Origin of the sequence: Arthrobacter sp. ATA002 (assembly GCF_026898095.1) — a bacterium.
Taxonomy (GTDB): domain Bacteria; phylum Actinomycetota; class Actinomycetes; order Actinomycetales; family Micrococcaceae; genus Arthrobacter_B.
On sequence record NZ_CP114015.1, the window covers coordinates 749,233 to 762,558 of the forward strand.

The following is a 13,326-nucleotide window of genomic DNA, read 5'->3' on the forward strand; positions in this document are numbered from 1 at the left end:
GCGCGTTGAGTGAAAGGCGGCAAACATGCATCTGACCCTGGTTCCCGGTATTGGCGGTTCCAATGACGAGCACTGGCAGAGCCGGTGGCAGGACGGTGCGCCGGACGTGTCCCGCATAGCGCCGTCGTCGTGGGATGACCCCAACCTGGAAAACTGGATGGACGCACTCGACGCCGCCGCCGGCAGCCGCGGCGGCGACACCATCCTGGTGGCCCACAGCCTGGGCTGCCTGGCGTCCGCCGAATGGCTGCTGCGCAACCCCGGGGGTGCCCGCGGAGTGTTCCTCGTGGCACCGCCGGATCCGGCCGAACCCGCGTTTCCCGACACTGCCGGTTCATTCCGGGACCCGCGGCTGCAGCCGCTGCCGGTGCCCGGGCTGCTGGTCGCCAGTGAAAACGATCCGTACTGCACCCTGCCCGGAGCACGGCTGCTGGCCGGCGCGTGGGGCGTTCCGCTGATTGACGCCGGCGCGCTGACGCACATCAACGATGAAAGCGGCATTGGGAACTGGCAGCAGGGCCGGGACCTGCTGACCGCCTTCGCGGCCGGGCTCGGCGTGCACGTTCCCTCCGGGCCGGCACTCGGGTAAGAATGGGCCCATGAAACTTCCGGTAATGCCGCCCGTGGCCCCCATGCTGGCCAAAGCCGTTTCCGTCCTGCCCGAAGGCGGGTACTCCTACGAGCCCAAGTGGGACGGCTTCCGCTCCATCATCTTCCGTGACGGGGACGACCTGGAGATCGGCAGCCGCAATGAAAAGCCGATGACCCGGTACTTTCCGGAACTGGTGCAGGCGCTCAAGGACAACCTGCCGGAGCGCTGTGTCGTCGACGGCGAAATCATCCTGATCAGCGGATCCGGGGAGCGGCTGGACTTCGAAGTGCTGCAGCAGCGCATCCATCCGGCGGCCAGCCGGGTGAAGCTTCTCGCGGAGCAGACCCCGGCGGCCTTCGCCGCCTTCGACCTCCTGGCCCTGGGGGACACCGATTATCTGGACCGGCCGTACGCCGAGCGCCGCGCGGCGCTGGAAGAGGCGCTGGCGGACGCACAGGCGCCGGTGTATTTGACGGCAACCACCACCGATCCGGAAACGGCGCAGCGCTGGTTCGGCGAGTTCGAGGGTGCCGGACTCGACGGCATCGTGGCCAAGCCGCTGGACGGTCCCTACCAGCCCGGCAAGCGGACCATGGCCAAGTTCAAGCACGAACGGACCGCGGACTGCGTGCTGGCCGGCTACCGGGTGCACAAAAGCGGGCCGGATGCGGTGGGATCGCTGCTGCTGGGCCTTTATAACGACGACGGCGAACTCACCAACGTGGGCGTTGCCGGGGCCTTCACCATGGCCCGGCGGCGGGAGCTGTTCCGGGAACTGCAGCCGCTGGTCTCGGACTCCGCCGACCATCCCTGGACCACGGACAAGCAGGACGCCGGAACCCGCACTCCGCGGAACTCGGAGGGAAGCCGCTGGAGCGGAGGCAAGGACCTGTCCTTCGTGCCGCTGCGTCCCGAGCGGGTGCTGGAGGTCAAGTACGACCATATGGAGGGCGAGCGCTTCCGGCATACCGCCCAGTTCCTGCGCTGGCGGACGGACCGGTCACCGGAGTCCTGCACCTACGGCCAGCTGGAGGAGCCGGTGAAGTTCGACCTCGCCGAAGTCCTGACGGTTCCCGCCGAAAGCTAGGCTGCCCGTTCTCCGCCGCCGGTACCTGGCTGTACAGCCTTGGCCCTCCATCCCAGGCTGGCCGGCGGGTGCCTAACCTGCTTAACCGCGGCCGCCGCGGCACCCTCCCCGGCCGTGCCGGTCCGGATCCAGCAGCTCCACGGCGTCCGTAATCGCCGCGAAGTAACCCTCGCTGTAGCCGGCGGCCGTGGGATGCAGAGCGGCAGGGCCTGCGGCAAGAATCCAGGGGTCCGGCGAGCCAATTCCGTGTCCGGCAAAGGCTTCGGTGACATCCACGAACGTGCCGTCGCCCACCTGCTCTGCCACGAGTGCGTTGAGCGCATCGGTGCCGGCGTTGAACAGGCTTTGTGCTTCGACGCTCAGGATGCCGGGGGCGGTGCCCTCGAACAGATGCGGATAACCGGCAACCACGAGTTCGGCCCGGGCGCCGCCTGCCGGACAGCCGCGAAGCTGTCCTGCAGCTGGGGCACGACGGCGGTTGCCGCGAAGGCCTGCGCCGCGGCTAGCGCGGGAGCGCAGGTATCCGGCAGCACTGTGCCCGCGCACGCAGCCACGATGGACCCGAACTGCACATCATTGCCGCTGATCGTGACGGTCACCAGATCGGTCTGCCGGTTCAGCTGACCGGCGGTGACCGCCGCGTTGATCTGCTCCGGCAGGTCCACTGGTCCCGCGGGCGGAGCCGGATCGGTCGTCAGTGCCGTAGCTCCGGAGCAGGCCTGGAAACCGTCCAACTCCACCCGCGGAAGTGCGTCCAGCAGGGCCGGGTATCCCTCCGCCGTGCGGCCGCAGGCGTCCAGGACAGGTCCGCCGCCGATACCCGAGGCATAGGAATCGCCGAAGGCAACGTAGTCCACCGTCCTGCCGTGGCCCTTCCCGTGGCCGTGACCATTCCCCTGGCCCTCGCCGTGGCCTCCACCCTTCCCTGCCCGCCGCTGCCGTAGCCGCCGTCGGGCTGGGCGGCGTAACTGCCGTCGGGCCGGATTTCCTGGGCGGACGCGGAGCCGGTGTCGGCTGCTGCGGCCGGGCCGGTAGCCGCTGTTCCGGACAGCGCCGTCAGGCCCAGGACCACGGCAGCGACAGCCCCCACGCGCCGCACGTGAAACGGAACGGGGCGGCCCGTTCCGGGGGTGGAGCCGGTAGGCGGGGCAATAAGTTCGCGCATGGTCGCTCCTTTGCGGTGGGGTGCCACCAAACTAGTCCCGCTCCCGGCCCGCAGACAGCGGCAGCGGCTTTCGGGGCTACGGAAACGGGTACTTTTCCCGTGATCCGCTGTGTTCCACGGCACAACATCCTGTACGCTGATCTGTATTACCGACCGTCCGGTCAGTTTATCGAGCAGGCCTTCCGCCGCTTGGTGCTGCGGCGACGGAGCCGCCCGCCGCGGGCCGGGATCAATGTTTGAAAGGGCCAGTCGAAGATGACCTCCACAGCCATAGACGTCCGGATCGTTCCCAGTTACGTCCGCGATTCCTGGTGGACTCCGGACCGCTCCGAGCTGGCCGCTGCCGGGCCTGCGGAAGTTCGCGACGCCAGCACCGGGGAGCCGCTGGCGCTGGTCAGCACGGCTGGACTGGACCTGGCCGCCGCCGTCGAGCACGGACGCACCGTCGGCCAGCGCAGCCTGCAGCAGCTCACGTTCCATCAGCGCGCCCTGAAGCTCAAGGAACTCGCAACCTACCTCAACGCACACCGCGATGAGCTGTACGAGGTCTCCGCCCGCAGCGGTGCCACCCGCAAAGATTCCCTCGTCGATATTGACGGCGGCATCGGCGTCCTGTTCACGTTCGGCTCGAAGGGCCGCCGGGAACTGCCCAATTCCACCGTGCTGGTCGACGGACCCCCCGAGGTTCTCTCCAAGGACGGATCATTCCTGGGCGAACACATTTTCACGTCGCTGCCCGGTGTCGCGGTGCAGATCAACGCCTTCAATTTCCCGGTCTGGGGCATGCTGGAAAAGCTCGCACCGGCCTTCATTGCCGGCGTGCCCAGCATCGTCAAGCCGGCCACCCCCACCGGGTACCTGACCGCCGAGGCGGTAAAACTGATCGTGGATTCCGGCATCCTGCCCGCCGGATCCCTCCAGCTGATCTCCGGTTCCGCCCGCGACCTGCTTGATCACCTGGATTACCGCGACTACGTGTCCTTCACCGGCTCCGCTTCCACCTCGAAGCTGTTGAAAGCGCACCCTAACGTGGCCGAAGGCGGCGTCCGGTTCACCTGCGAAACCGACTCCCTGAATGCCGCCATCCTGGGACCGGATGCCGTCCCCGGCACGCCGGAGTTTGATGCCTTCGTGAAATCCCTGGTCACCGAAATCACCGTCAAGGCGGGCCAAAAATGCACCAGCATCCGGCGGGCCATCGTGCCCGCGGCGCTGGTAACCGACGTCGTGGAAGCGGCGGGGCAGCGCATCGGCGAGCGCGTGGTCCTGGGCGATCCCCGGGCTGAAGGCGTCACCATGGGCGCCCTGGCCTCCACTGAGCAGCTCGAGGGCGTGCGTTCCTCCGTGCGGACCCTGCTCGACGCCGGGGCGGACATTGCGTATGGATCGCTGGAGGTTCCGGAAGTTGTGTTCGCGGACGGAAGCCGCGGCGTTGCCGGTGACGGCGCGTTTCTGGCTCCGCTGCTGCTGACCTGGGCGGATAACAGTGCCGAAGCGCTGCACTCGGTGGAGGCCTTTGGTCCGGTGGCGTCGGTGATCGGATACGACGACGCCGCCGACGCAGTGCGGCTGGCCGCCCTGGGCAGCGGATCGCTGGTGGCCACCGTGTGCACCAACGATCCGGCCACGGCACGGGAGTTGACCCTGGGCATTGCTGCCCACCACGGCCGCGTGCTCATCCTGAACCGGGAAGACGCCCGGACTTCCACCGGCCATGGTTCTCCCGTTCCGCACCTGGTCCACGGCGGGCCCGGCCGTGCCGGCGGCGGCGAGGAGCTTGGCGGCATGCGCTCCGTGCTGCATCACATGCAGCGCACCGCGGTTCAGGGCTCTCCGAATATGCTCACCGCGCTGACCGGGATCTGGCACGCCGGTGCGGACCGGAACTTCGACGGCACACACCCGTTCCGCAAGGACCTCTCAACCCTGCGGATTGGCGACGCCGTCCGGTCGGATCTGCGCGAGGTGACGCTGGAGGACATCGCGGCCTTCGCCAACAGCACCGGCGACACCTTCTACGCCCACACCAACCAGGAAGCCGCCCAAGCAAACCCGTTCTTCCCCGGCATTGTGGCGCACGGATACCTGCTGCTGTCCTGGGCGGCCGGACTGTTTGTGGAGCCGGCGCCGGGACCGGTGCTGGCCAACTACGGCCTGGAAAACCTGCGCTTCATCACGCCGGTGGCGGCAGGGGATTCAATCCGCGTGACACTCACCGCCAAGAAGATCACTCCCCGCGAGACGGACGAGTACGGTGAGGTGGCCTGGGATGCGCTGCTCACCAACCAGAACGACGACGTCGTCGCCACCTACGACGTGCTGACCCTGGTGGAGAAGAACCGGAGCTAGCGCAGCCTGTTCCTGTCGGGCCACGTTTCCGCACGGCCAAGTTGCCGCACGGTCAAGGGTCTCCACAGCCGAGTGTCCGTTTCGTCAGGCGTCCTTCGGATTTCAGCTCACAATTCATGCAGGTAGTCGGCCAGAAAAGACGGGTATCTGCGGGGCCGAAAAAGGGCCCATTGTGGGCTGATTGAGGCTCTTTTCGGGGCGGAAATGTCAGAGGCAGGTGAAAGCCTGAAGACATGGATCAGCACAGGACTTTTCCGGGATTCGATCGGGTCGGTGAGCAGGTTACCGAGGACGATGTCGCCTCTTCTTCCGGGGAGCGTGCTGCCGGGATTGACGTGGTGGGCTGGCCGCCGGGGGTGCCCCCTGCGGGCCGGGCGTTGAGACTGGCTCCGGCGGGCCGGCGGTTGAGACTGGGCCCGGGCGGCCGGGCGTTGAGACTGGCTCCGGCGGGCCGGATGCCGGGACCCTCGGCCGCTCGGTCTACCAAGCAGTGCCATCTACTGGTGATCCCTCCTTTGCCGCTGTTTCTGTCCATTCCAGTCCGGCTTCCGGCCCCGGTAACCCAGCCGGGACCTTCCGCCCCGACGGGTTCGCAGGTGCCCTGGTCCTCCAGGGTGCAGACGCCCTGGACGAAGCGACCGCCGGTGCCGTGCTTTCCCGGCTGGATCATTTGATCCGGTGGGCGCAGGCACAACAAGCTAAGGTTCTGCACCGGATGGAGGTCATTTACCGGAATGAGCTGCACTTCCCATCCGGAAAACCTGATCCGGGACTGGCGTTCAGCCTCGCGGCATCGGAAGCAGCAGCGATCCTTTCCGTTCCCCAAACAACCGGGCAGCGGTTGATGGTTGAAGCAGAGGGCCTCTGCCGGGACCATGCCGCGACTCTGGGCCGGCTGGAACAGGGCGGAATCAGCTACCACCACGCTCAAACAGTGCTGGATCAATCCCAGGACATCGAGCCGGAGGAGCTCCCAGCCTTCGAAGCGAAGCTGCTGGACGCCGCAGCCGGCCAGACCCAGTCGCAGTTCCGGGTACGGGCACGGCGGCTGCGGGAAAACCAGTATCCACAGACCATCGTCAAGCGCCAGCTGACCGCCTTTGAAAAGCGCAAGGTTTGCCTGGAACAGGCGGAGGACGGAATGTCATGGCTGTCGGCCCTCCTGCCGGCGGAGAATGCGCAGGCGATTTTCACGCAGCTGAGCAAAGCCGCGCGGGGAGAGCAGGCCGCCGGGGATCCGCGGACCGTGGACGGGCTGAGGGCTGACATACTCCAGGAGCTGCTCATCCGGCCTGCCGACGGTGAGGAATTGGGTGGCGACGGTGCATCCCCCGCTGGAACCTCGGGTAGCAACGGCGCCAATTCCCGGAGCAATTTACGGGGCAGGTCCAGGGGCAGCACGTCCAGGAGCAATGCCGGGGCTAAGGCCCGGGCCGAGATCCTGGTGCTGATCAGCGCCGAAACCCTTTTTGGCGCGGACGACCAGCCCGCCGAGCTCCACGGATACGGACCGATCAGCCCTCAAACCGCCCGCCGAATGGCCCGCGATGCTGCGAAGTGGACACCGGTGGAGCGGGATCCTGACACTGAGGAAATTCTGCGGATCGGCCGCCGACGGAAAATTCCAGCGGGACTGCAACGCTGGCTCAGAGCACGGGACGGGACCTGCAGATTTCCGGGGTGCCGGTACAACGCGGTCATTTCCGAGATCGATCACACCAAGCCCTGGGCACAGGGTGGCGTTACGGATCATGACAACCTTGAGCACCTCTGCCGGAGGCATCACATGTTCAAGACGCAGGGATTCTGGAAGGCCTGCCAGCCGGCAGCCGGGATCATCGAGTGGACCTCGCCGGGAGGACGGACTTACCGCACCGAACCGCATCTTGCCCTTGCTCCGGTCATGCAGAGGAAGGGCCCGGACCTGAGTGGAGCTGCTCCGGTTGTGGATGCACCCGATCCGGACCTGAGTGGCACTCGTCCGGACCGCGTCACAAGCCGGCTCAGTACCGACGTCCCCACCGAAACCTCCATCGATACTCTGCCGGACAGCAGTGAGGCTGATTATGGTGCACATCCGCCACCGTTCTAGTACATCCGCCGCAGTTCCGGAGCAGTGGGATCCGGTGGGGGAGGTGGCAACCGCGGCCGCAGCGGCAGCCGGGGCAGGTGTCCGTGACGCAGCTACCAGGATTCGGGCGGGTGCAGTTAGCTGCGGTGCAGACCATGGAAGACCATGGAGATGATGTCATCGGCCAGCTGGTCCGGCGAAATTGGCCCGCCGGGTTTGTACCACTCGACAATCGAGTTGATGGTGCCGAACAGCAGTCTGGTGGTGGTGCGCGGATCGATGTCGCTGCGCAGTGATCCCTCGCTGCGGGCGGCGTCCACCAGTTTCGCGACACGGTGGTCAAACTCCCGGCGGCGGGCGAGAGCATCGCGCTCAATCTCCGTATTGCCCCGCAGGCGCAGCAACAGAGTCACAAACGGCAGCCGCTCGGTAAGGACCTGTATGGTGCCGCGCAGCACGAATTCCAGCTGCTCGTCCGCGGGACCGCTGGAGGCGCGGGCATCATCGAGCACGGCCTCCAGCCCTCCCAGCGCATTGTCCAGGGCCAGCCGCAGCAGATCGCCCTTGGACGGAACGTGGTGGTAAATCGCGGATTTCGTAATACCCAGGTTCTCCGCGAGGATCCCCATGGAGGTGGCCTCGTAACCGTGCTTGTTGAACACGTTGACGGCAATGGTGAGGACCGACTGCTGATCGTATCCGGGACGGCCGCGGCGGGTTCCGGCGGAAGCCGGGCCGGAAGCGGCGGCTGGAGTGGAAGACATGGGTCCTATTTTCCCACGAACGTTCGGAAGGGCCGTCAGCCCGTGACCAGGCCCGCATCCTTGCCGCGCAGGTCGTAAATCCGGCGCAGCTTTCCGCTGGACCGCGCCAGCGTGCCGGGCTCGGCCACCTGAATGGTGCAGGAGGAGCCAATGTGGATTTTGATCTGGGACTTGAGTTCGGCGGCGGCGCTGCGGCAGTCGTCGGAGCTGGAGTCTTCGCGGCGTTCTATCTTTACCGTTAATTCATCCATGCGGTTGGGCCGGGTGATCTCCAGCTGGAAGTGCGGGCTCAGAGCCGGAATGCGCAGGGCAATCTCTTCGATCTGGCTGGGAAAGAGGTTCACGCCGCGCAGGATGATCATGTCGTCGCTGCGTCCGGTGATCCGGCCCATGCGGCGCATGCCGGGGCGGGCACTGCCGGGCAGCAGCCGGGTCAGGTCATGCGTGCGGTAGCGGATGATGGGGAGGGCTTCCTTGGTCAGGGAGGTGAAGACAAGTTCGCCGGGTTCACCGTCGTCGAGCACCCGCGTCTCATCGAACGGGTCGATAATTTCGGGCCGGAAATGGTCCTCCCAAATGTGCGTGCCGTCCTTGGTTTCCACGCATTCCCCGCAACGCCCGGACCCATCACCTCGGACAATCCGTAAATGTCGCAGGCGTCGAGGTCCAGGGCCGTCTCGAGTTCGTGACGCATTTCCTCGGTCCAGGGTTCGGCCCCCAGCACGGCGTTTCTCAGGGACGTGGAACGCGGATCGATCCCGGCGGTGCGCATGGCATCGGCAATTGTCAGCAGATAGGTGGGGGTGCACAGGATGGTGTCCGGCTCAAAGTCGCGGATCAACTGGATCTGGCGCTCGGTTTGTCCGCCGGACATCGGAATGACCGTGCAGCCCAGCTTCTCCGCACCGGCGTGGGCCCCCAGGCCTCCGGTGAATAAGCCGTAACCGTAGGCGTTGTGCACTTTATAGCCGGGTTTGACGCCGGAGGCACGCAGGGAACGCGCGACCAGGGAAGCCCAGCGGTCCAGGTCGCCCGCGGTATAGCCGACAACGGTGGGCCGCCCCGTGGTGCCGGACGAGGCATGGATTCTGGCCACTTGGTGCTGGGGAACCGCGAACATGCCAAACGGATAGGTTTGGCGCAGGTCTTCCTTGGTGGTGTACGGAAACTTGGCCAGGTCCGCCAGGTCCTTTAGATCCGCAGGGTGCACCCCGGCGTCGTCGAACTTTTGCGTGTAGAGCGGCACGCGCTCATAGGCGTAACTCAGGGTGTGCTGCAGGCGGGTGAGCTGAAGGGCCTCGACCTCGTCGCGGCTCATCCGCTCTTCCGGGTCGAGTGCTGCCGGGTCCGCGGGGATGGATTTGACGGGTGCGGCGGTGGATTTCAAGGCGTGCCTTTGGGGTAACGGACCGGATCAGCGGACCGGATCTGACGGGAGATGACGGCAAGCGGACCTGGGGAAACTCAGGTCCGGGAGTGGTGGCGGGGATTGGGGATGGAGCGGGAGCGGCCGCGGAATTCGGCAACCACACGGCTGCCGTCTTCGGTTCCGGACGCGGTGATTTCGATATCGTAAAGTCCGCTGCGGCCGGCGGAGGTCCGGTGTGCCGCGACAGCCCGAAGGGTTTCGCCAGGCAGGGCCGTGGAAATGAAATTTATGTCGGCGCCGGAAGCCACGGTAATCAGGTCCATGTCAGCCAGGCTGGCAGCATTGGCAGGGTTGCAGGCCAGCGCGAAGGCAGTGTCGGCAAAGGCAAAGATCATCCCGCCGTGGGCGATACTGAAGCCGTTGAGCATGTCAGCGCGGAGTTCCATGCTGATGGTTGCCTTCCCCGGGGCCAAGTGTTCTACGACGAGTCCGAGCCAGCGGGCCACGGCGTCGTCTTCCAAGATGGGGTGGAGCATCGCGCCCTGCACCGCGGTGACATCGATGTCAGCCATGGGACCCTCTCGTTTATTTACCGAATGTTCATTAGGTAATCCTGTGAGCGCAGTCACTGTCAAGCCGGGCGGTGAGGAATCCGGCAGGCAGCGGTGGATCCATTGCAGCTGCGGCCGGGCCGGGACCGCGCGGCGGCGGAGCGCCCCTTGTCCCGGAGAGCAGGGCACGGCCCGGCGCGGCGCGGCACCCCTTGTGGAAGGTGCGGCCGGCACCCGCTTTTTCCGGAGGCCGGGACACGGCACAGTGCGGTGCCTTAGGTTGAGAAAGTGATAGTTTTCGACGCCGCAGCGGCGGGCAGAGCGCCCTGCCGGGCCGCGGCGGGCTGTGCTCCCTGAGTGGCTGGATCCGCAGGTCTTCCTGGCGGATCCGGCGTTGGGGCCCTGGGTGGTGCTGGTGGTCTGCGGCATTGTTTTTGCCGAAACGGGACTACTGGTGGGGTTCTTCCTGCCCGGGGACACACTGCTTTTTACCGCGGGCCTTCTGGTTGCCACCGGAACGGTGCACGTCAATGTTTGGCTGCTGGGACTGCTGATTTCCCTGTCGGCATTTATCGGGGACCAGCTGGGGTACTGGATCGGGCGGCGGGCCGGGCCCGCCGTGTTCTCCCGTCCCGAATCACGGATTTTCCGGCGCGAGAACGTGGACCGCGCCGAAGAGTTTTTTGCCCGGCACGGCGGAAAAGCGATCACCCTGGCCCGGTTCGTGGGCATCGTGCGCACCTTTACCCCGGTGGTGGCCGGAGTGGCAAGGATGCGTTATTCGGCTTACGTTGCGTTCGACGCTGCCGGCGCTCTGCTCTGGGGGATGGGACTGACGCTGCTCGGATACGTCCTGGGAAACAGGTTCCCCTTTATCCGCGACCATCTCGACCTGATCGTCGTGAGCGTTGTCCTGCTGACCGCGGCGACTATTTCACTCACGCTGCTGCGGCAGAAGAAGCGCGCACCCAAACCTCGTCAGCCAAACAATCCGGGTCAGCCAAACAAACAGTCTCCGCTGACTAAACCGCGTCAGCCAACCGAGCAGCGTCCGCTAACCAAGCCGGCACCGCTAAACAGACAGCCACCGCTCAACAAGCCGGCGCCGGAGCCGGGCGAGTGAACGCCCGGGCTCCGGCCGGCATTCACTTGCCGGCAGTGTCCGCAGTAATTGGCTCCTGCGCGCCGAGCGCGTCCAGCACGAACGCGTAGTCCCAGGCCCGGTCCTTCCACGCCTCATAGCGTCCGGAAGCGCCGCCGTGTCCGCCGTCCATCTCGATCTTCATGACGATGGGCTCGGACCCGGTGGTGACCTCGCGCAGCTTGGCCACCCACTTGGCGGGCTCCACATACAGCACGCGGGTGTCATTGAAGGAGGTCACCGCGGCAATGCGCGGGTAGTCCACGGGACGGACGTTTTCGTACGGGCTGTATTCCTTCATGTACCGGTAGACGTCCGGGTCGGTAATCGGGTTGCCCCATTCCTCCCACTCCAGCGCGGAGAGCGGCAGTTCCGGATCCAGGATGGTGGTCAGCGCGTCCACGAAGGGAACCTGGGCCACGATCGCCTTGTACTTCTCCGGGGCCAGGTTGGCCACGGCGCCCATCAGCAGTCCGCCGGCCGATCCGCCCATGGCTGCGATCCGGGCCGGGTCCACCCAGCCGGAGGACGCCATGTAATCGGTGGCGTCCACGAAGTCGGTGAAAGTGTTTTTCTTGTTCAGCTTCTTGCCCTGGTCGTACCAGGTCCGGCCCATTTCGCCGCCACCGCGGATGTGCGCGACGACGAAGATGACGCCGCGGTCCAGCAGGGACAGCCGGGCCACGCTGAAAGCAGGGTCCATGCTGATTTCGTAGCTGCCGTAGGCATAGACCAGCGCCGGGTTGGTGCCGTCCTGCTGAACCTCGGCGCGGCGCAGCACCGACAGCGGAATCTGTGCGCCGTCCGCGGCGGGAGCCCAGGCCCGCTCGGCAACGTACTCGGCCGGGTTGTAGCCGCCCTTGACCGGGGTTTCCTTGCGCAGTTCCAGCTCTCCGGTAGCCAGCACGTAATCGTAGACACGGGGCGGGGTCAGGTAGGAGGTATAGCTGAGACGGATGATTGGGGAATCGAACTCGGCATTGGCCAAGTTGGCCGTGTACAGCTCCTCGTCGAAGGCCGGCTCCACCGGATCGCCCTGCACCTCGGTGCCGAGTCCTTCCAGCGGCAGGACCTGCACGCGCTCGGTGGTGTCCTTGCGGACCGACACAATGACGTGCGTTTTGGTGACGGCCGCCCCGTTGACCCGGACGGCGTCGTCATGCGCCACCACTGTGTTCCAGTGCTGCTCGGCCAGCGGCAGTGCGAAATCCGTCTCCGCCACCAGGGAGAGCATGGAGTTCAGCGCATCCTTGTTGTGCGTAATCAGGTAGTGGCGCTCGCCGGCCAGGGTGACGGGTTCAGCTTCGTAGAGGATGCGCTCGCTGCGCGGGATCAGGGTGCGGACCTCGCCGGCGGGATCCTCGAAATCCAGCACCCGGTACTCGGAGTATTCGGAGTTGCTGATGCCGATCAGCAGCTGCTTCCGGTCAGCGGAAAGATCGAAGCCGGTCCACATGGCCACGTCGTCCTCCTGGTAGATGACGACGTCGTCCTCCACCGGGGTGCCGAGGGTGTGGGCCTTGATCTGGTACGGACGCCAGGAATCATCCACGACAGTGTAGAAGACCCGGGCGCCGTCGGGGGAGAAGGCGAGCGAGTAAAAGACGTTGGTGACGGTGTCCGGGAGCAGGCCGCCGGTGCGCAGGTCCTTGATGCGCAGGGTGAAGCGCTCATCCCCGGCGTTGTCCTCGGAGTAGGCCAGCAGGTTGCCGTCCTCGGTCACGGCCAGCCCGCCGAGGGCGAAGAACGGCTTGCCCTCGGCCTCGGCGTTGCCGTCAATCAGAATCTGTTCACCGGGCACCGGAAATCCGGGCTCGACGACGGGCGGTGTCCAGTCGGCGTCCAGGTCCCCGGTGTCCTGCGCGGCGGTGCGGCAGTGGATGGAGTACTGCTTGCCCTCTTCGGTGCGGGAGTAGTACCACCAGCCCTTCTTGCGGGCAGGCACCGACAGGTCGGTTTCCTCCGTGCGGTTTTTGATCTCATCAAAGATCTCCTGCCGCAGCTTTTCCTGGTGCGCCGTGACCTCTTCCATGTAGGCGTTTTCCGCCTTCAGGTGCGCCACGACGTCGGGATTGTCCTTCTCCCGCAGCCACTCGTAGCTGTCAACGAACGTGTCTCCGTGGTGGACGCGCTCGGTGGGAACCTTTGGAGCAACGGGAGGGATGGGAGAAGTAGTCATGTCCCGAATATATCGAGACCGCCCGGGCGGGCGAAGAAGCCCGCGGTGTTTATGCTGG

General features: G+C 65.9%; 10 protein-coding genes and 1 pseudogene. 5 read left to right on the forward strand and 6 right to left on the reverse strand.

Annotated elements, in window-relative coordinates:
• The first annotated feature begins 25 nt into the window (after positions 1–25).
• The gene (locus OL239_RS03820; protein WP_268910808.1) at positions 26–589 is read left to right on the forward strand and encodes an RBBP9/YdeN family alpha/beta hydrolase; all 564 of its coding nucleotides are present in this window, start codon (positions 26–28) and stop codon (positions 587–589) included.
• Positions 590–599: 10 nt separating this feature from the next.
• A complete protein-coding gene (locus OL239_RS03825; RefSeq protein WP_268910809.1) occupies positions 600–1,679 on the forward strand; it encodes an ATP-dependent DNA ligase in 1,080 nt (359 codons plus the stop codon).
• An 81-nt stretch (positions 1,680–1,760) separates the two neighbouring features.
• Here OL239_RS03825 and OL239_RS03830 read toward each other — a convergent pair whose 3' ends face one another.
• A complete protein-coding gene (locus OL239_RS03830; RefSeq protein WP_268910810.1) occupies positions 1,761–2,090 on the reverse strand; it encodes a hypothetical protein in 330 nt (109 codons plus the stop codon).
• Positions 2,039–2,536: a GDSL-type esterase/lipase family protein gene (locus tag OL239_RS03835; protein ID WP_268910811.1), complete on the reverse strand. Its 498-nt coding sequence runs from the start codon at positions 2,534–2,536 to the stop codon at positions 2,039–2,041. Before OL239_RS03835 ends, OL239_RS03830 begins: the two co-directional genes overlap by 52 nt.
• 563 nt (positions 2,537–3,099) lie before the next feature.
• On the opposite strand from OL239_RS03835, the gene paaZ reads away from it, so the two are divergent.
• Positions 3,100–5,193 (forward strand): phenylacetic acid degradation bifunctional protein PaaZ, encoded by a 2,094-nt coding sequence (gene paaZ, locus OL239_RS03840; RefSeq protein WP_268910812.1) that lies wholly within the window; start codon positions 3,100–3,102, stop codon positions 5,191–5,193.
• Positions 5,194–5,683: 490 nt separating this feature from the next.
• Positions 5,684–7,285: an HNH endonuclease signature motif containing protein gene (locus tag OL239_RS03845; protein ID WP_268910813.1), complete on the forward strand. Its 1,602-nt coding sequence runs from the start codon at positions 5,684–5,686 to the stop codon at positions 7,283–7,285.
• A gap of 116 nt (positions 7,286–7,401) precedes the next feature.
• Here the strand turns inward: OL239_RS03845 and OL239_RS03850 are convergent, their stop codons facing one another.
• From OL239_RS03850 to OL239_RS03860, 3 genes and pseudogenes are all read right to left on the reverse strand, one after another.
• Positions 7,402–8,028 (reverse strand): TetR/AcrR family transcriptional regulator, encoded by a 627-nt coding sequence (locus OL239_RS03850; RefSeq protein WP_268910814.1) that lies wholly within the window; start codon positions 8,026–8,028, stop codon positions 7,402–7,404.
• A gap of 35 nt (positions 8,029–8,063) precedes the next feature.
• A pseudogene (paaK, locus tag OL239_RS03855) lies at positions 8,064–9,346 on the reverse strand (phenylacetate--CoA ligase PaaK).
• 146 nt (positions 9,347–9,492) lie between these two features.
• Positions 9,493–9,969 carry a hotdog fold thioesterase gene (locus OL239_RS03860; RefSeq protein ID WP_268910815.1) on the reverse strand — a complete coding sequence of 159 codons (477 nt, stop codon included), beginning with the start codon at positions 9,967–9,969 and terminating at the stop codon, positions 9,493–9,495.
• A gap of 325 nt (positions 9,970–10,294) precedes the next feature.
• Between OL239_RS03860 and OL239_RS03865 the strand changes: the two genes are divergently transcribed.
• The gene (locus OL239_RS03865) at positions 10,295–11,071 is read left to right on the forward strand and encodes a DedA family protein (protein ID WP_268910816.1); all 777 of its coding nucleotides are present in this window, start codon (positions 10,295–10,297) and stop codon (positions 11,069–11,071) included.
• Between the two features lie 22 nt (positions 11,072–11,093).
• Here the strand turns inward: OL239_RS03865 and OL239_RS03870 are convergent, their stop codons facing one another.
• The gene (locus OL239_RS03870) at positions 11,094–13,268 is read right to left on the reverse strand and encodes a S9 family peptidase (protein ID WP_268910817.1); all 2,175 of its coding nucleotides are present in this window, start codon (positions 13,266–13,268) and stop codon (positions 11,094–11,096) included.
• Positions 13,269–13,326 lie beyond the last annotated feature (58 nt).

Coding starts and splice junctions, on each gene's coding strand:
- OL239_RS03820 (WP_268910808.1), top strand. CDS start 26: ATGCATCTGACCCTGGTTCCCGGTATTGGCGGTTCCAATGACGAGCAC.
- OL239_RS03825 (WP_268910809.1), top strand. CDS start 600: ATGAAACTTCCGGTAATGCCGCCCGTGGCCCCCATGCTGGCCAAAGCC.
- paaZ (WP_268910812.1), top strand. CDS start 3,100: ATGACCTCCACAGCCATAGACGTCCGGATCGTTCCCAGTTACGTCCGC.
- OL239_RS03850 (WP_268910814.1), bottom strand. CDS start 8,028: ATGTCTTCCACTCCAGCCGCCGCTTCCGGCCCGGCTTCCGCCGGAACC.
- OL239_RS03860 (WP_268910815.1), bottom strand. CDS start 9,969: ATGGCTGACATCGATGTCACCGCGGTGCAGGGCGCGATGCTCCACCCC.
- OL239_RS03870 (WP_268910817.1), bottom strand. CDS start 13,268: ATGACTACTTCTCCCATCCCTCCCGTTGCTCCAAAGGTTCCCACCGAG.